Origin of the sequence: Pedobacter sp. KACC 23697 (genome assembly GCF_045348445.1) — a bacterium.
Lineage (GTDB): Bacteria > Bacteroidota > Bacteroidia > Sphingobacteriales > Sphingobacteriaceae > Pedobacter.
In genome coordinates this window covers 1,246,719-1,265,952 of sequence record NZ_CP157485.1, presented here as the reverse complement: position 1 = coordinate 1,265,952, position 19,234 = coordinate 1,246,719, and the positions used below count along the sequence as shown (strand labels likewise).

Genomic DNA, 19,234 nt, shown 5'->3' with positions numbered 1-19,234 from the left:
TTGCTATTAATACGGCACCTATTTTGAACCTGAGACTAAATTTTCTTTACATTAAACTTTTTTAACTACAGGAAACTGAAGAAAAATATCTATCAATTTTTAAAAGGACTTAACCTTAAACCTTAAAGATTAAAATGGTAATTGGCGAAGCGGATAAAATTTGCCCAGTCATAAACATTGAGGTCGTGTTTTCCTTCCCTGAAATGGTAACCTATAGCCGAATTAATAATTGGACTGTTCACCGCAGGCATCTCCTTCGGCAGACTAACCTTCTTACCATAGAGATCATAAACAGGCTCCGCATGTACCAATGAAAGAAATGAGCCGTAAGGGTCTGCCCAGCGATCTTCAGTAGCGTTCGTTGTATAAACCGGCCTTGGCGCAATCAAACCGATGAGCATATGCTGATCTACAGGCAAGCTATTTACATCATTGCTATATTTCTTGTAATTATTATTGAACCAGTAACCAAACTGTTTATTGATCAGGCTTATGGTTTCTCCATATTTACGCCTGGCCAGTGCTGCACCCGTACTGCCTGAGCAACTGCTGAATACCATGGCGAAGCGTTGATCCTGGGCTGCAGACCATAAGGCAGTTTTACCACCCCTTGAATGCCCTACCAGCGCAACCTTGTTAAAGTCGATTTCTTTATCCGTTTTAAAATAATCCATTACCCTGCTTGCCGCCCAGGCCCACACGCCAATGGCTTTCATGCCATTATTTTTTTCCAGTTCTGCAGGAAACAACTGATTTAATACACCGTTCTGATAACTATCCTTCCGATCAGGCGCTACATCCGAATGATGAAAGGCCGCTATGGCGTAACCGCTGTCTATGACCATTTCGGCTGGCCAGAAAGTACTTTTTTCCAATCTCGTCGGATCTGTATTCCTGCTACTGCGGTTGTTAATCAGTAAAAACACCGGAACAGGTTTTGTCCGCTTATTGGGGGTGAAGAGCACGACGGGAAAAGATACTGAATGACCATTATTCCATGCCGTAATTACTATCTCTTTCAAATGGGCTTTTCCAGCCATGGCAGTTGCATTTTCGTTGGTCACCGCAAATTTTAAACTATCAAAACCTTCTGGTGTTTTTCCGTAAATGTGTTCTTCAAACAGGGCTAAAAGTTCGGGTCTGCGCTGCTTTTCCCACATGGAGACGTTTTTAATCTTTTTGCCCCTTGCAGTAACCAGTATATCGGGTAAAGTATAGGCAGGCACGGCACTTTCATCATAGTTAACGATTTCTCCCATAAAGCGGTCTGTTTTCTGCGCATACGCTCCAGCCGATAAAAACACCGGACCAATCACGCAGGCCAATGCTTTTTTCTTCCAAATGTTGACGTGCCAACTGCCTTGACGGGCAAAGGATTTTAGTCTGTTCATCATACTCAATACCCTGGGTTTTGAATAAGTTTACTGGCCTTATTGATTTCTGATTGTTGAAACGGATACCAATAATTTTTACTGGTAAAGGTTCGGTTTTCAATTACAAATGGGCTATAAGTTAGCGCAGTACCCACCTTCGTGATTTTCATCCCCCTAACTGCTCCGTTAAAATTACTTTCCCCGTCCTTCCAGCGGCGGACATCAAAAAACCGTTGTTCTTCGAAACACAATTCTACCCGGCGTTCATTTTTAATCCTGTCGCGCATTTGCGATTGTGTTAACCCGGCCAGTGCAGGCATTCCGGCGCGGTTACGTACCGCATTTATCGCATTGTAAACCTCCGCATTCGGACCTCCAGATTCGTTCAGGGCCTCTGCATAGATCAGTAAAATTTCTGCATAACGAAACAATACCCAAGGCCTTCTTACGCTCGTGGTACCGGTAATGTTGTAAGTAGCGTTACCGCTTAAAAATTTCCGCAGGTAATAACCAGATTTTGTACTGTTTACATTGGAAGGCACATTATCACGTCCACCTTCATAGGTCTCTACAGCTCGTGTTAAGCTTCCTGTTTTAAAATTTGCGCCGTTAACTACAATAAACTGGTTTAAACGCGGATCTCTGTTCGCATAAGGATTTTGTGGGTCATAGCCTGATGTAGGGTCGGTTATGGCCTTGCCATTGGTCATTTCAAATGCGTCAACCAAATTCTGCGTCGGGTTTGTTCTGCCCAACCCACCGGTGAAACTAATGGGCGCATTATTGGCTTCGATAGCATTGGTGTTGCTTGCCGGCGTAGCAAAAATTACCTCGTTGTTATAAGAGGTTGCAGTGGTCGTGTAATCCCATAAGTTTGGAAATAAGGCGGTACTTAATAAGCTGTGTTTATTTAAGTCGATTAAATCTTTTGCTGCATTGGCAGCATTTTGCCAGCGTTGCAGATCGTTGCCCGTATTGTATAAAGGACTTGCGTAAACCAGCAGCGTTTTTGCTTTAAGTGCCATTCCCGCAGCCTTTGTTGCACGTCCGTAATTTGCGGCATCCCAATCTTTTGTGGAGGCTGCCGGAATCTGACTGATGGCCGAGTCGCAATCTTTAACAATTTGTTTTACAACCTCATCAGCAGAATTGCGGGGAATATTCAGGTCTTCCACCGGCGAAAAGGAACGGGTGGCAAGAACAATCCCTCCATATCTTTTGAACAACTCATAGTGTAACAAAGCCCGTAGAAAAAATGCTTCTCCCCTTAATCCGCGAAGATCACTTGCCGGAAAAATCACCGCCGTGGGCGATCGTTCCAGAAAAGTATTGACCACCCATAAGCCATTGTAAAGGTTGGTATACTGTTCATCAAAAGTCCTTAAACTGCTCCAGTTGCCATTATTAAAGATGTTTACATTGCTGTTTAAGTTTGAATTTACGGCTTCGTCACTTCCACTGGCCATTAATGCACCCGAGCCATCAACATTATACCTGGCCAGCATGTAATTATATCCGTTATTTAAATACTCGCGCACCCGCCTGTCCGTATTCCAGATCGCTTCTTCGTTAACAGGACCTTCACTGTACGAGGGTTCAAAAAATTCATCCTTACAACCACTAATGCCCATGAGCAAAACTGCCAGAACGATGTATATACCATATAAATTCTTTTTCATACTCATTTTGAATTAAAATTTAACATTTAAGCCTATTGCAAAGGTTTTTACGTAAGGGTAAGAGGAAAAACGACCTGCATTGGGGGTTTCGGGATCAATGCCCAGTTCTCCGAGTTTGGAAATCGAGAAGATGTTATTACCACTCACAAAAATCCTGGCGCCTTTAAAACGTAAGCGTTGGTTAAAGCTTTGTGGCGTACTGTATCCGATTTCAGCAGACCTGAGTTTTAAAAAATCTCCTGAATACAACCAAAAGGTGGAATTGGCCGTGTTGTTTCCATTGTCTGATATTCCGATACGGGGATATTTTGCAGTGGCTGCTGTGGCCGGGGTCCAGGTATCTAAACTGAGCTGATTTAAGCCATTCGGACCTGCGTAAAAAATATCAGAAATATCTACAGTTCTGCCAGCAAGGCCCTGGAACTGTGCGCCTAAATCAAACTGTTTGTATCGGATATTAAAACCGAAGCCATAATATATTTTCGGGATATCGGTATAGTCGCTGGAAATGGCATCGTTGGCATCGATGATGTTATCATGGTTAACATCCCTGTATTTCAGATCGCCCGGCACAACCAGGCTCGAAAGGGTTTGCTTCGGACTGGCATTAATTTCTGCCTGGCTCTGAAAAATACCTTCAGCGATGTAATAATTTCCGCCATTCACATACCGGCCTATGGTAGACTGGTTAGGCAATACATTCTCCGTTCTTTCCAAAATAATATTTTTAGCATAGGTAAAGTTCGCGTTGGTACTGATCAGCACTTCACCAATTTTTTTATGGAAAGTTCCACTGGCATCGAATCCTTTGCTGCTTACCTTGCCAGAATTTACCTGCGCAATCGCTATCCCAAGGATCCCAGGTAAGTTCGCGGGCCCAAGGATATCCGTTCTTTTTTCATCAAAATAATCAACAGAGAAGGAAAGTGCGCCTTTAAAAAAATCTACATCTGTACCCAGGTTCAACCGGTCTATTTTTTCCCAGGTGGTTAAGGGATTACCAGCAGGACTTACCAGTCTGGCTGTGGTAGACGTAGAAAAAGTTGACCCTAAGAATGGTCCCGCGTCTCTGGTAAACAGCGTGCGGTATGGCAGTCTGACCACATTACCATTGGCATCGTAAGTTGGGCCAATATTACCTGAGCGACCATAAGATCCGCGCAGTTTCAGATAACTGATCACTGAAGCATCTTTCAGAAAATCTTCTTTAGATATTAACCACCCTGCCGATACCGCCGGAAAAAAACCAAAACGTCTTCCAGGCGCATAGTTTTCAGATCCGGAGTAACTCCCCGTAAATCCCAACTGGTAACGTTGCTTAAAACTGTAATCTGCCCGCCCTACAATCATCCGTGAACGGTAATCCAAACGGTCTACCGCCGCACTTACATATTGCTGCGCCCTTACGTTTGCCTTTACCTGGTGATCTGTAGCAAAAGTTCTGTTGTAATCCAGGCCAAACCAGAGCTCATTATTTTTGGTATTGGTTTGGAAAGCTGCAGTACGGTAGGCAATAACCGCCGGCGTGCGATAAGTTTGTACAGGTGTTACGGTTTGATTAAAAACTGCATAGTTCTGAGACAATCCATCACCATAATTACCATAACCATCATAAGAAAAGAATAAGTTAGCCGAAAGGCCTTTGGTAATAAAATCCATTTTCTGATCGGCCATGATACTGGCCAGCAATATATTGGTGGTGGTTCTGGAAAATCCTGTAGACTGTAACTGGCCCAGGGGATTACTTTGAAAGAGTGAAGTTCCGCCGTAAGATCCATTTGCATTTAAAATCGGAAAGGCATTTGGTGGTAAGTTGTACAGGTTACTCAAAACCGTGCTGGTGCCATCACCAACATCATTGCGTACTTCGCTCCTCACGCCTGCCAACAAGGTCAGCGTAAGTGTTTTGGTCACATCATAATCTAAATTGATGCGAAAGTTATAACGTTTGTAGCCATAGTTAGAATCGTAGTTGGGTGTTTCTGTTTCCCTAAAAAGACCTTGCTGATTAAAATAGCTCACGGAGCTGAAATAACGCACCCTGTTGCTCCCTCCGCTAAACGTGAGTGCATATCTTTGCGTAGCTGCCCTTTTGCTCAAAAAGCGGTCTAAATAGTTATTATCCGGATAAAGGTAAGGGTTGGTTTGGTTTTTATAATTTTCAAGTGCTGCATCATTGTAAGCAGGTGCCTGGCCTACATTGGTTAAGCCCTGATTATATAAAGTAGCAAAATCAAATGAATTTAAGGGCTTGATCAGGTTGCTGGCAGATTGGAAACCGCCCTGCGCATCAAAGGAAATGAGGTTCTGCCCTATCTTACCTCTTTTGGTGGTGACCAGAATTGCGCCATTGCCTCCATTCAGGCCATACCAGTTTAAAGCAGCAGCATCTTTTAATACGGTTACACTTTCAATTTCGCTGATATCCATATCTTCGAAATCACGTTCAATTCCATCAACCAGAAAAGCTGGCGTAGCGCCTTGCGCATAGGATGATTTTCCACGGATTTGATAGGACACGTTTCCACCGCCCGGCTGATTACCTGTCCACCTGAATAAAAAGCCACTTAACCTCCCCGCCAGTAAACCAGAAAGATTACTGATGGGTACTTGCGTAAGCTGATGGTAGCGAAGCGAGCTTTGGGCATAATTCAGTTCTGCTCTGCTGCGCGTAGCAAAAGGAATTTCTATTAATTTATCCGTCGAGTCTGCGCGGTTAGCTTTCACAATCCTAACGGTATCCTGCGTACCACTGGTTTGTGCGAAGGCCGTGCAGGTGAACAGATAGCTGATAATGCACGCCATAACGCCCGAACATTTAATATATCTTGTCATTTCTTATCTTTTAAATTGATGTATAATCCAAAAACTACCAACCCGGATTCTGTTTCAATGCGCCACTGGTCTTGTTCATTTCTGCGCGGGGAATAGGGTACAAATACATGTTGTTATTGAATACTTTTTTAAATGCAGGCAATTCGATCACATTATAGCTGAAAGTGCCGTTGGCATTTTTAATCACCTTCATGGCCTTCATTGGCTGGGCCACAATTTCAGCACCTTTTTTCCAGCGAAGGATATCCCACCAGCGCATGTCTTCGAAAGCAAACTCAATGGCTCTTTCGTTTCTGATGCGTTCGCGCATTTCAGATTGACTGAGACCAGCCGGTAAAACCGGCATCTTAGCGCGCAGGCGAATGGCATTTACCGCATTATACACTTCAGCGCCTGGCCCTGTTTCTTCATTTAAAGCTTCGGCATAATTGATCAGCACTTCTGCATATCGGTAAAAAACATAATTCAGTAAGGCTGATGCGGTTGAGCCGGAACGTGAAGCCTCCGGCCAGAGTCTTTTCAGGTAATAACTGGTTTTGGTTATGGAAGTGGCGGTACTGATATCGGTTCCGTAAGTAATAATACCCTGGGCATTAGGTTCAGACTGCCAGGTTTGCACCGCCCGCCCCTGCCAGGTGGCATTATTATACAGAATGTTAATATAAAAGCGTGGATCTCTGTTGAGATAAGGATTTTGCGGATTGTATCCTGAAGTGGCATCGGTAATGGGTTTCCCGTTCGCCATTTCATAGAGATCAACGTGATTCTGAACAGGCGAAAGGTTAGATTGTGCCCCGCCATAGCTGGTAGGAATTAAAAAGTCGCTTAGGTAGGTACCTATAAATCCACGGCCACCACGGGGCCAGATCCGGATATATTCGTTGGAGTTGGCTACCGTGAGTACATTGGCGTAGTTGGGTTCCAGTGAAAATTTATTCAGGTCCATAATTGCCTTTGAGGCCTCTGCGGCTTTTTTCCATTTTGCCAGATCATTTTCCGGGTTATTTAAGGGGCTGGCATCGAAGAGCAGGACCCTGGCTTTAAGTGCCATTACCGCAGCCCCCGTAGCCCGGTTGGATTGTGCTGCCGGGTTTGGCCAATCGGCATTGGTTAATGGCAACAGCGCGAGGGCCTGTTCGAGATCACCTAAAATCAACTTAAAAGTTTCTGCATAACTGCTGCGTGGAAGATCTGTAGAGGCTTCTGTAAAGTCTTGTGGCTGGGTTAATATCACAACCCCTCCAAAGCGCCTCAACAGTTCGAAATAGAAGTAAGCACGTAGATAAAGTTGCTCACCTTTAATATAATTAGGATTGTAAAGATCAGTCCAGGGTACCTCATCCATATTAGCCAGCATCAGGTTTGCATTTCTGATACCCCTGTACATTTGGGTGTAAATCCCGGCTACGTCAGAAGCCCCCGGATCTAAAAACTGACCGCTGTTCATGGCCGCCACTTCGATCTGGCCATTATTTGCAATAGATTCATCTGTAAATTGTGAGGTCATTCCTTTGTAGCCGCTCAGGCGACCATAATCTGAGATAGAAAAAGTATAGGTAAAGTCGCCAAAACGGGAAGCCGTTAAGGGGTCTTTAAAAACTTCCTCAAGATCGCTTTGTATGCCCACATCACGCTGTAAAAAATCCTTTTTGCAGGAATAACCAATACAGACAATAAATAAAAACAAAAGATATATGATTTTTTTCATGATGCTAACCTTTAATTAGAGTGATAAATTGAGGCCAAAATTGAAAACTTTAGTAGTCGGAATAGTAGCTATTGAAGAGGCATAAGCGTTCCCCGATAAGCTGTTTTCAGGATCGATGCCATAAAAATTTGTCCAGGTGATTAAGTTCTGACCGCTAACGAATACGGTAAGGCCATTTAGGCGAATTCTATTGACCAATTTTTTAGGCAGACTATAACTAAACTGCACGTTTCGTAATTTGATGTAAGAAGCATCTTGCAATGTGAAGTCGTTTAGGCTTTCGTTAGGATTTGCATTCAGGCCCGGACGGATTACCGGCCAGCTGGCATTGGTATTACCAGGCGTCCATCTGTTTAACATCGGTGCATAATACTGGTTAAGGCCGCCGCTTTGAAACACCACGTTCGAACTCACATTTGTTACCGCATTAAAAAGTGCCGATAACTGAAATCCTTTGTACCCAAATTGCATATTCAGACTTGCATTATATTCCGGAATATTTGGATGCCCAATAGCGATCACATCCTGGTTATTAATTATGCCGTCGCCGTTAACATCCTGATATTTAAAATCGCCGGGTATAGATGGATAAGCTGTAATTTTATTCAACGGACTGCTATCAATATCCTGTTGATCTGTATAAAAACCGAGTACATGGTATCCAAAATAGGTACCGATCGGCTTGCCGGTTACCCGCAGATTTCCAGCAAGACCAGGCGCTTCGTCCAGTACCCTGCGCTCGTTTCTGGCATAACTCAGGTTGCCCGTAAAGGAATAGGTAAAATCTTTGATCTTATCGCGGTAAGTTAAGGAAAGTTCATATCCGTGGTTGTAATTGACGCCATAATTGGTACTTGGCACGGTGGCGCCATATGTTGCAAAACTGGTTGCCGAACGGGTAGTTAAAATATCCGAACGCTCATCATCAAAAAGGTCAGCAGTGATATTCAGCTTATCTTTGAATAAAGAAAGATCAAGTCCGATATTGCGTTTTAAAGACACCTCAAAAGTGATAAACGGATTGCCATATTGTAACTGCGTATAAGTTGGCGCACTAAAATTGCTGTTCGGGTTTCCAAACACTACATTTGATCCGGCACCGAACCTGTTCTGGTAATAGAAACGGCTTGTACCGGGACTTGGAATCCCTACCCTTCCAATCGAACCTCTGATTTTAAACATGCTGATCCAGGTAAATTTTTTCATCCATTCCTCATTGGCCAGATTATAACCCAAGGTTGCTGCCGGAAAAAATCCGTAGCGATAACCCTTAGCATAATTCTCTGAACCATTGTAGGTTGCACTGGCTGTTAGAAAGTATTTATTTCCATAATTATAGGTAGCCTCCGAAATGATTCCCTGGTTGGCATATGGAGCGGCAGCCGCAGCTGAGCCCTGCAGTTCGCGCTGACCGATTAGATTGGCACTGATGTTATGCTTGCCAAACGATCTGCCATAGGTTAAAAACAACTGCAGATTCGTTTTGGTAAAACCACTTCTGGAATAGGCAGGCGCCCCAAAAAAATCATTATAGGTACCACCCACGGGTGTTAGTGCCAGGCTGGACCTGTCAAGTTCAAGATAACCTATGCTTCCACGCTGCAACTTTCCTGATAATTGTGTGGCATCGTAGCCAAACTGGGCCTTAAAACTCAGTCCCTGGGTTAAGAAATCAAGTTTTTGCCTTACGGTGAAAATCGATTCGGCAATATTGTTATCGGTAAAGGCATATCCACCATAGGTGAGTAACGCATAAGGATTGAAAGCATTTACCCCGCCCAGACCATAGTTTACGATATGGTTATAGTTTCCATCCAGGGCAATAATTCTGGGATCATCAGAATTGATGTATTCTTTAAAAAACGGCGCTGCCCATGAGGGCATTTTCAATGCGCGGCCCACCAGCCCTTCAATGCCATTGCTGACCACCCCTGCAGGATCATTATATTCGCTCATTCCCGCCGGACTGTAACGGTGTTCGTTCCTGCCGGCAAGGTTCACCTCAAAATTAGTGGTTTTGGTCAGGTCTATGCCTACCCTGGCCCTGAAATTGTAACGGCTGTAGCTTGGGGAGGTCGAATAATCCAATGGTGTTTTAAATTCCTTAAAATTTCCTTCCTCGCGCATATGGCTAAACGAGGTAAAGTATTTTACCTTATCACTGCCGCCTGATATGGTCAGGTTTTGCTGGTTCTGCATCCAATGGTCTTTAACCAGTTCATCGTACCACATCACATCAGGGTAAAGTAATGGATTGCCATTTCCGGCTTTAAAAATCGCTAGATCCTCATCAGTAAAGGTTCGGGGCTCACCTACGTTTCGCTGCCCTTCGCTTAACAACATGGCACTTTCATAGGCGCCCAGAATTTCAGGACGGGAAGTGGCACTGATGATGCCCAGATTACCGGAAAATGTTACCCGTGCAGGCCCCTCTACTCCTCTCTTGGTGGTAATTACAAATACGCCGTTCGCACCTTTCAAACCATATAACGCGGTAGACGAAGCATCTTTCAATATGTTAATACTTTCAATTTCATTGGGGTCAATATCACCGAAAGATGTCCGTTCCACACCGTCTACGATAATAAGGGCTGTGGCGGAGGGCGAAACCTGTCCACGGATATACAAAGCTGCACCGTTAATCCCCGGGCGTCCGGAAGTTTGCTGCACCACAAGACCCGGCACGCGACCGGCCAAAGCGTTGTTTACATTGGTTACCGGTGCTTTCAATAAATCCTGGCCCGAAACGGTACTGATGGCAGCGGTAACGGCTGATCTTCTTTGTGTTGAATAACCGTTTACCACTACTTCACTGAGCGAACTGCTTGCGGAGATCAGCGTGATGTTGATTACACCAGCATCCCCTATGGTAACTTCTTTGCTTTCGAACCCAATAGTTGAAAACACAAGTACCTGCCCAGGATTAACATTGATTTTATATTTTCCATCCAGATCGGTCTGAACGCCCGTAGTGGTACCTTTTATTCTGATGGTTGCACCTGGAATGGGTTGGTTTTTTTCATCTTTAACGGTTCCGGTTATTTCCTGAAACCACATTGCAGGGCGTTTGGCAACGAAGCTGACGGCAATTTTTATGGGCCTGGCCGGCAACGCCTGTGCCTTACACCAAAATGCCGCAAACAAAAGAAGCCAGCCTTTAGACCTTAGGGTTATGTTTTTTATCATCTATCGGGGAATATGGTTAGAATTAATTTTCAAATATTTCTGCTTTTTGCGCAATACAAATCTCCAAGACACGCGGATGCGTATTCATTAATTCCCAAAAGGGTGCAGGCTTCTCGCCAAATTAAAAATAGAGATGTGAAAGCATCGAAAAGCGTCGTGATCCGGGATTTTGAGCTAAACCTGATTCCGAGAAATGCCTATCAGGTAAAAAGGAATGTCCAACGTTAAAGCTCGTAATTCCGGTTTGGTGTTTTCCTCATTTATAGTGATGGGGATGGTTAAGAAATAGCTTGTCATAATATTTTGGTTTTTATTTGGTTACCACAAATCTATATGCTTAGCTAGTTCAGAGGGTTCACTTTTGTACGGAAATGGTTTGTTTTTGTACGGATGGCTGATATTTTCAGTTTATTTCTAGAAAGTTTGTGTTTTCTAAGTCAAATGGCTGCCATTGAAAGGTTCTCATAAATAGTCCGGTCGTCATTCTCGCGCATGCGGGAATCTTAGAGCGCTTGAACTACAATTATTGATGTGTGTTTTTTTATTCAGTGGCGTTCATGAGCACTTCGTGATTCCCAATAGAGCTGGGAATCACGAGCTCCCGAGTGATATTACCAAATAAATTCATCTGTCATTCACAGTAATTTTCATACCATAACTTATCCTTCAAGAGGATTAAAGTTTAGTATCTGCATATTTTAATGGTTCTTTTTCAATATGGTGTTGGCCGCCACTTTACGAAGGTATTGGGCAAACTCTTCGGAGACATTTTCAGGCTTGAATCTGATATTTTTAACTGAGTCATTAAACAAAATCCCATACCAGATAAGTCCACCCAGGTATTTCCCGGCATCATTGGCATGGTTAGGATCGAATACCAGTTCTTTTTTATTCCAATAGTACCCCACATTGATCGAATGGGTCTGATCTGGCAAATTTGGGGCTGTGGGATGCTCATAATTAAATGAAAAATCAGGCTTAAAACCATATTTCCTGTCTTCGGCTACAACTTCGAAAGCATCACCAACTGGTAAAATCAGGGCATTAATCCGCTTTGCCAGAAGATGGTAAGCCGCACGTGATTTCTGCCACATTTCCTGCTGACTCGCTGCAACTTTACCTTCTGCTATACGTCCAAACTTCTTTGCATCGGTACGGTATGCCCAGGTTTGATGAACCACCAAACGCGCGTGGGGTTGCAATGCTTTAACATAGTCAACTAGTTTGCTGGCGTATGGATAGTAGCTTGAAGAATCTGCTGAAAGGTAAGAATACTGTTGAATGGTAACCATATCCCATTTCCCTTGCCCCAACAACATTTTTAATGATTTTCCGCCGTAAGGTTTTCCCTTGGGATCATCAGCATTGGCTTCTGCTTTTTCCACATAACCCCAATGCTGCTCAAGAGAATGTCCACCAAGTTCAGCACGTCCAATAATGAGCGTTTTCCCTCTTTCTTTTGCCAGCTGTGGCAAAAAGGCGGATGCGTTTTGAGAAAAACTGTTCCCTATAATAAATAAACGTAAGGTATCTTGCCGGCTTTGAGCAAAAACATTTGCGGCCAGGCAAACCAGCAAAAGGGAATATATGCTCAACCTAATTAAAGTCGAGAACTGTAGTTTCATATTAATCTTCATAATCGTCTATTTTAGTTTCTTAAGGTATTCATACAATTGTGTTCCCGCCAGCAAAAATGCACCCACGCCATATACCTCGGTACTACTGGCATTTACGGCATCCGGACTTGCGCCAATAGGTTGTACATAACCTAGCATCCCATCTTCATGCACGGCAGAAACCATGGCTTTCCATGATTTTTCTACCACAGGAAGGTATTGTTTCTTTTCTAAAATACCGTGATTTAAGCCCCAGGCAATGGCATAGCTAAAAAAGCCGGTACCGCTCATTTCCTTAACCGGAAAACTTGCAGGATCTAATAGCGAAGCATGCCAGCTGCCATCTTGCTGCTGTAATCCTGCCACCCTGGATACCATATCCTGATAAAGCAAAATCAGTTTATTTCTGTCCGGGTGATTTTTCGGCATATTCTCCAGCACCCTTACCAGGCCGGCCAACACCCATCCATTGCCTCTTGACCAGAATATTTTTTGTCCGTTTCTCTCTCTTTTATTAAAGAAACTCTCATCTCTAAAAAATAGCTTCTCAGAAGGGTCATATAAAAATTCGGTGGTCTTCCACCACAATTTAACGGCTTTATTCAGATACTTTTCATCTCGGGTAGCCGTGCTCAGATAAGCCAGGGATGGAGGCCCCATAAAAAGGGCATCACACCAGGCCCACTCTCTTTTCTGGATATTGTTTTTCCAGTTCAAAGGTTCGTCATGTGGCTGACTAATAATGCTATCAGCCTGCAGCACAAAAGGCGCAATCATCTTTTTCTGCTTAAATTTGCTATAAAGCTGCGCATAAGTTTGTCCTACACAATAGTCATCTGCATAAAAGCGCAAATGCCCGGTATTCCAGCCCAAATCATTTCCAATATCAACCAGCGTTTGCAGATACCGTTCATTGCCCCGCAGGTTGCCAAAAGCAAAAATACCGGTATAGCAGGCACCATTGGTCCAGTCCGCTTTCCGATGATTAAAGCCTTTGTTCTTCCAGGTATTCAATTGCCAGTCTGCAACCCGTTGCATCGTTTTAAAAATGTTTGCAGTTGACAAAGTGGAATCTCTTTTTACAGGTTTTTGAGCTGAAAAGGCACTTAATCCAGTATAGCAGCTCCATAGTAAAACCAAAAGCAGTCGTTTTAAATTCATATCTTTCATTTCTTAATTGATTATTTTTGATAAACCCTTAAGCTGGTGCATAAAGGACAGGCCGGCGATAATAATTGGAATACATATTTTTTCATGGTAAATAATTTATTGGTATCCATTTAATCGTAAGGGCATGAGGGTTGGAAATGTCCAGGCATAATCGTGCGTGGTATACATGACGGGACGATATGGTGCCAGGTAATTATCAAATTGTGGCGAAGGATAAATGCCGTTCATCGCCTCCAGTAAGTTGGCCGGCCAGAAACCTGTTGCCGTATGTACACTCCCAGTATCCGGGTCTTTAAAAAATTTCCACTCTTTGGGATGTTGATTAAAGTAAAACAAATAATCAAGCGCTTTTTTGAATGATGCCCCATCCCGGGATGCAGTAAAAAGGTTTTCTCCTGCCTGGTTATAGATAATCCAGCTGGATGCGGTAAGTGGTGCTAAAGAAAAATAGGTGTACCAGATGCCCTTTTTCTCGCGCTTAACTTCTTCAACCATATGGCCATCTGCAGCAATCTTATCAAAAAGATCTTTCTTGATCAAGGTTATGTTTTGCCGCATATCTTCCTCATCTTCCAGATAGGTGTCAGCAAGTAAAGAAGCCAAGCGAGACCAATCGCCGGAGTTGTTGTTCCGGTACCGGATACTGTTTGCTGCAGCACGAAATACGTTTTTTGTCCACCATTTAAACTGGTTAACTTCTTTTGGCTTCCACCTTTTATAACCTTTTAGCAAATCGGCACTGATCATTAAGGCGGTACCGGAATACGACATCACCAGTGAACCATCCAGTTGCGAATATTTTTTATTAACCGATGCCCAGGCATTGAGAAAATAAACGGCTTTATCGGCATATTTTGTTTTACCACTTAGCTGATAAGCCAGGGCACAACTGTATGCCGAAAAACCATCCACCTGTAGCGCCCGTGAAGTTCGGCGGTGGGTTTCCTTGTCAACATAAAAACCCGGAATACTGAAATCTTCTACCGCATGTTGCGTGACCAGCAAAGCCGAATCTGCTTTAACCAGCAAGGCCTTATAGGCTGATAAATAAGGTTCTTTTTTGGCTTTGAGCTGTTTCTTAACAAAATCAATCTGCTGTTGCGGATGCATCCCCTTTAGCCGATGTTGCGCAAAAACTTGCTGCCCCGGCAGTGTGCATAACAGCGTGGTTGTAGATAAAATAAGGAGAAAAAATTTCAATTGCTTCATAGGTTTTATTTGGTTAATAAGGAGTGCTTTAATGGTGTAATTGTCTACATGCTCGTCAATACTTCTTAAACGTGGTCATTCTCTGTATTAAAGCGTTTTTTATATTCAGACGGGCTCGTTTCAAATTGTTTCTTAAAGCATACACTAAAATATTTGGCGTTATTAAATCCGGTTTGATAAGCCACCTCTGCCACTGTTAAATCTGCATGTTCCAATAAGTAAGCACTTCTTTTAAGCCGGATATTTAGAATAAATTCTTTGATAGACATACCCACAATATCATTGATCTTCTGGTACAGAATGGTTCTTCCCGTATTCATGTCAGACACAAAATCGTCTACCGAGTAATTGGGATTGGCCATATGCTGCTCAATAAACTTCATCGCCTTAACCAGCAATTCCTCATCCATCGAAGTAATGGTTACCTTAGCAGGATCTACCACCAGCCGCTTGCTGTACATTTCCCTCATTTCCTGCTGGTTTTTTAAAATGGTATCTATCTGCTGTATCAGGTATTCCACTTCAAAAGGCTTATCAATAAAAACGGTTGCACCATGTTCCAGCGCTTTGGTTTTATTCTGGTTTACATCACCCATACCCGAAATCATGATGATGGGAATGTGGCTGGTTTTAAAGTTCTGCCGCAAGTGGTTACATACCTCAAACCCATTGGTGTTGGGCATCATCAAGTCGGTAATAATCAGTTGCGGATATATTTTTTCAGCTTTAATAATACCCTCCTGACCATCGCTGGCCAGATAGACATTGTACTTTTCAGACAAGCGTCGCTCCAGGTAGTTCCGCAGGTTAGGATCGTCGTCGATTAGTAAAATGCTGGTCGATTTCCTGGTATTTTTTGGTGCTAGCTCCGGTTCTTCGGCTTCCAGAAGGATTTCATCAATTTCGGAGATGGTATAATCGTACACGTTCGATTGCATATCGCCAGAACCTGCTTCTTTTCTAAGCGGGAGCATCATCGTAAATGAAACTTTATTGGTTTTATTTACCATCCAGATTTTTCCCCCAATGGCGTCAACCAGTTCCTTTACAATGGCAAGACCAAGACCCGAACTTTCTTCAAAAGTAGGGCGATAAGATGATAAGCGGTTAAAGGAGGTAAATAGTGTGGCAATCTGCTCTTCCGAAAAACCTATACTGGTATTTAACACTTCAACAGAAATGTATTCCCTTTCAGCGAGATCCGGCTCAATAGCTAACCTCGATTGTTCCCCGGCTGTAGATTGATAAATCCTTACGCCTACATAGCCTTTATTAGGGGTGTACTTTAAGGCATTGGAGAAAAGATTGGTCAGGATTTTTTCAATAATATCATAATCGAAAGCCACAAACAAATGGTCTGCATGCGCAGTAAAATTGGTTTCTATTTCTTTTTTGTTTGCATAAAGTTCAAAAAGCCCAAAAACATCATGCACAAAACTGATGAAATCGCCAAGCTGCGGATTGAGGGTTATTTTCTGGCTTTCTATCTCCCGGAAACGGAGTAACTGACTAATTGAACGCTGGATGCGCGCCACATTTTTCTCAATTAACTGCATATAGCCCGCCGCATGGTCATTTTTCTGAACAGTTTCTTTTAACTGCTTCAGTGGTTCAAGCACCAGGGTAAGCGGAGTTTTAAGATCGTGGGAAATATTGGTAAAAAAATCTGTCCTCGCCTGGTTCAGATCACGCATATTCTGTTCTTTGAGTGCTTCTAAGGCCAGTCGTTCTTTAAAAACTTTTTTATTGGTATAATACCGCATGATAAAAAACAAAAGCCCCAGTACAATTAAAGTATAAATGGAGTAAGCCCACCAGGAGAGGAAAAATGGTGGATTAACGTGAAAGTAAAGCCTTGAAATTTCGTCGCTCCAAAGCCCGTCATTGTTGGAGGCCCTGATCTCAAAAACATAATCGCCACCTGGTAAATTAAAGAACTGTACAGCGTGTTGATTAGGATTCATTTTCATCCATTTATCGTTTAAGCCAAGCATGCGATAAGAAAACTGATTTTTATCTGCCGATAAATAGCTATTTGACGAAAAACGGATTTCGATATTCGACTGGCGACTGGAAAGTTTGATCTTCCCCCCATCATGATTGCTTAATGTGGAAATATCTTTGCTTAAAGGTGAATCTTGCGTTACATTGCTTACCAGTTGGTTGTTAATTAATAAGTTCGTAAAAAATACCTTCGGTTTTTGAATATTTTTATTGAGGTATTGCGGATCAAAAAGTACAAAACCATTGGTCCCCCCAAACAGTAGCTCTCCTTTTTTAGTTTTATAGGCCGACCTTAAATAAAAAGAACCACAACTGTTTGCTTTATAAAATCTGGCTCTCTCGAATTTTTGGGCCTTCTGATCAAAGAAGTACAGCCCATTGTTGGTGCTAAACCAGATATTTCCGGAAATATCGTCTTCCAGAATACCAAAAACGATTTTAGGAGGAAAACCATTGCTACTGTTAAAGTTCAGGTAGCGTCCGTCTTTCTTTAAAAGATTTACACCTCTTCCCGAAGTACCGAGCCAGAGGTCTCCATTTAATGCTTCATAGTAGCAACCCAGGTGATTAACCGCGTAAGGACCATCCTTGATTACATAGTGACTTAATACTTTAAGTGTTTGCGGGTCTGCAATATACAGCCCCTGATGAGTAACCAGCCGAAGATGCTGCTGCTGATCAAGCGAAATGGATTCAATTTCTACATCAAGCGCCTGTCCGTTTGCAGCAATCAGTTTAACCATTTCGGTTTCTGCTGCCGGGTTCCGCTTGCGGTGGAGAAAGTTTTTATCAGGATCGGTCATCCACCAGGTCCCCCCGCCATCGCGTACAAAATCATACACGGTTAGAGGCTGCCGGCTGCCGGGCAACAGGATGTTGAGGTTGGTAAAACGCTTTGTCGCTATTTCATAGGCAGAAATGCCTCCGTTAAAGGAAGAAATAAACAGTTTTTTCCGATCGGAATCAAATTTTAAGCGCTTCACCATGTTGGAGTTGATGGAATTGGCTTCGGCCTTAGTAAAATGGCAGAAGCTGTCATCCTTCCGGTTCCAATAGTTGAGTCCACCGCCCTCTGTAGCAATCCAGACATTGCCCATATCGTCTTCCTGGAAACCACTTACAATGGGATGGTTGAGCCCGCCCGGGCTGGTGGTGAAATAGCGGACATAAGCATCATAAAGTGAACAATAAGCAATTTTGCCACCATAAGTGCCAATCCATGCTCCCTGATCAGGATCGCCATAAATGGTCCAAATGGAATTATTGGGTAATGAAAAAGCATCGTTCGGGTTCATTTTGAGGAGCTTGCTGATCTGCGTTTGCGGATCATAGAGCAGCAATCCGGCTTGTGTGGCTACCCACATGATTCCCACCTGATCGATAAAGATTTTTTTGGCCATCGTGGTCTGGAAACCCGGTCCTGTAACCGGAATGTTTTTTTTGATTACACCTTTGGCGTCGGTCACGAAAATACCACCCCGCTGGGTAAGAAAATAATAGTCGCCCCCATAGGCCACAGCATCGTTCACCACAAAGGAGGTTTGACCCAGATTGGTAAAAACTGAAAAGTGCGCCGTTCTGGTATCGAACCTGTAAAGTAAATTCTCCTGAGAGAGATAAATATTTCCTTTCAGGCTGATCACACTGTCAAAATACCTGTTGGTAGGAAGTTTGATTTTCTTAAAAACCTTTTTCTCCCGGCCAGATATATATAAACTGTCGCCGGAGAGCATGTATAAATGGCCATCATTATGGAGACATACAGAGCGGATTTTTCCAGGGAGAACCAGTTCAAAATTAAATTGTCCATAGTTAAACTTCAATAAACCATGATTAGTGCCCAAAAATAATCCGCCCTTTTTATCGGTCACTAAAGAACCGTAAGCCCATTTTACCTTTGGATTGCTCTTCGAGGCCAGGTCATTTAGCTGATAAAAACTGTTTCCGTCATACATAAAAACAGCATCCGGACCAGTATACCACATGCGCCCTAAACTATCCTTAGTGATGCTCTGAATACCACTGTAATACGATGTTTCGGGCATGACATGGAAACGATACCTGGAAATATCAATTGCAACAGCACTTTTCAGCAAAAAGGCTGAAAAAAAAAGCAGCAAACAGAAGATTTTCCGGATATCCTTAAGATCAAAATGCATACGCAGGTATTCTTTTTGGTTTTCTAATGATTGTTTAAATTTCCCATCTATCAATTTCTTTCCATTTTTAGCTGACTGATATCAATAGCGAAGGGATGCAGCTAAAATAAGTGTTATGATCGCCATGGTTAGCTGTGTATATCATAAATTGCAATTCCTTTCGGATTTGTTACGTTGAGCTTAGCTACAACTAACATCGAGAGATCCGCTAGTGCTGACGTCATTCTCGCGCATGCGGGAATCTTAAGACGTTTGCATTAAGATTCCCAATCAAGTTGGGAATGACGATCTCTCA

General features: G+C 43.0%; 9 protein-coding genes. All 9 read right to left on the bottom strand.

Features of this window, described 5'->3' with window-relative positions; genetic code table 11:
- Positions 1-122: 122 nt before the first annotated feature.
- The 9 genes from ABEG20_RS05115 to ABEG20_RS05075 all read right to left on the bottom strand — a co-directional run bounded on the left by ABEG20_RS05115 (position 123) and on the right by ABEG20_RS05075 (position 18,993).
- The gene (locus ABEG20_RS05115) at positions 123-1,394 is read right to left on the bottom strand and encodes an acetylxylan esterase (protein WP_406826308.1); all 1,272 of its coding nucleotides are present in this window, start codon (positions 1,392-1,394) and stop codon (positions 123-125) included.
- Positions 1,395-1,396: 2 nt separating this feature from the next.
- Positions 1,397-3,052 carry a RagB/SusD family nutrient uptake outer membrane protein gene (locus ABEG20_RS05110; RefSeq protein ID WP_406826307.1) on the bottom strand — a complete coding sequence of 552 codons (1,656 nt, stop codon included), beginning with the start codon at positions 3,050-3,052 and terminating at the stop codon, positions 1,397-1,399.
- Between the two features lie 12 nt (positions 3,053-3,064).
- Complete coding sequence (locus ABEG20_RS05105) at positions 3,065-5,887, bottom strand: SusC/RagA family TonB-linked outer membrane protein (RefSeq protein WP_406826306.1); 2,823 nt, start codon at positions 5,885-5,887, stop codon at positions 3,065-3,067.
- 34 nt (positions 5,888-5,921) lie between these two features.
- The gene (locus ABEG20_RS05100) at positions 5,922-7,595 is read right to left on the bottom strand and encodes a RagB/SusD family nutrient uptake outer membrane protein (protein WP_406826305.1); all 1,674 of its coding nucleotides are present in this window, start codon (positions 7,593-7,595) and stop codon (positions 5,922-5,924) included.
- A gap of 15 nt (positions 7,596-7,610) precedes the next feature.
- Positions 7,611-10,781, bottom strand: a complete 3,171-nt coding sequence (locus tag ABEG20_RS05095) for a SusC/RagA family TonB-linked outer membrane protein (protein ID WP_406826304.1) — start codon at positions 10,779-10,781, stop codon at positions 7,611-7,613.
- A gap of 698 nt (positions 10,782-11,479) precedes the next feature.
- Complete coding sequence (locus tag ABEG20_RS05090) at positions 11,480-12,418, bottom strand: DUF4886 domain-containing protein (RefSeq protein WP_406826303.1); 939 nt, start codon at positions 12,416-12,418, stop codon at positions 11,480-11,482.
- 6 nt (positions 12,419-12,424) lie between these two features.
- The gene (locus ABEG20_RS05085) at positions 12,425-13,558 is read right to left on the bottom strand and encodes a glycoside hydrolase family 105 protein (protein ID WP_406826302.1); all 1,134 of its coding nucleotides are present in this window, start codon (positions 13,556-13,558) and stop codon (positions 12,425-12,427) included.
- 105 nt (positions 13,559-13,663) lie between these two features.
- A complete protein-coding gene (locus ABEG20_RS05080) occupies positions 13,664-14,776 on the bottom strand; it encodes an alginate lyase family protein (protein WP_406826301.1) in 1,113 nt (370 codons plus the stop codon).
- Positions 14,777-14,841: 65 nt separating this feature from the next.
- Positions 14,842-18,993 (bottom strand): response regulator, encoded by a 4,152-nt coding sequence (locus ABEG20_RS05075; protein WP_406826300.1) that lies wholly within the window; start codon positions 18,991-18,993, stop codon positions 14,842-14,844.
- Positions 18,994-19,234: the final 241 nt, after the last annotated feature.

Bases quoted from the DNA above. Each gene is read 5' to 3' on its own strand.
- ABEG20_RS05115 (WP_406826308.1), bottom strand. From the start codon at position 1,394: ATGATGAACAGACTAAAATCCTTTGCCCGTCAAGGCAGTTGGCACGTC.
- ABEG20_RS05110 (WP_406826307.1), bottom strand. From the start codon at position 3,052: ATGAAAAAGAATTTATATGGTATATACATCGTTCTGGCAGTTTTGCTC.
- ABEG20_RS05105 (WP_406826306.1), bottom strand. From the start codon at position 5,887: ATGACAAGATATATTAAATGTTCGGGCGTTATGGCGTGCATTATCAGC.
- ABEG20_RS05100 (WP_406826305.1), bottom strand. From the start codon at position 7,595: ATGAAAAAAATCATATATCTTTTGTTTTTATTTATTGTCTGTATTGGT.
- ABEG20_RS05095 (WP_406826304.1), bottom strand. From the start codon at position 10,781: ATGATAAAAAACATAACCCTAAGGTCTAAAGGCTGGCTTCTTTTGTTT.
- ABEG20_RS05090 (WP_406826303.1), bottom strand. From the start codon at position 12,418: ATGAAGATTAATATGAAACTACAGTTCTCGACTTTAATTAGGTTGAGC.
- ABEG20_RS05085 (WP_406826302.1), bottom strand. From the start codon at position 13,558: ATGAATTTAAAACGACTGCTTTTGGTTTTACTATGGAGCTGCTATACT.
- ABEG20_RS05080 (WP_406826301.1), bottom strand. From the start codon at position 14,776: ATGAAGCAATTGAAATTTTTTCTCCTTATTTTATCTACAACCACGCTG.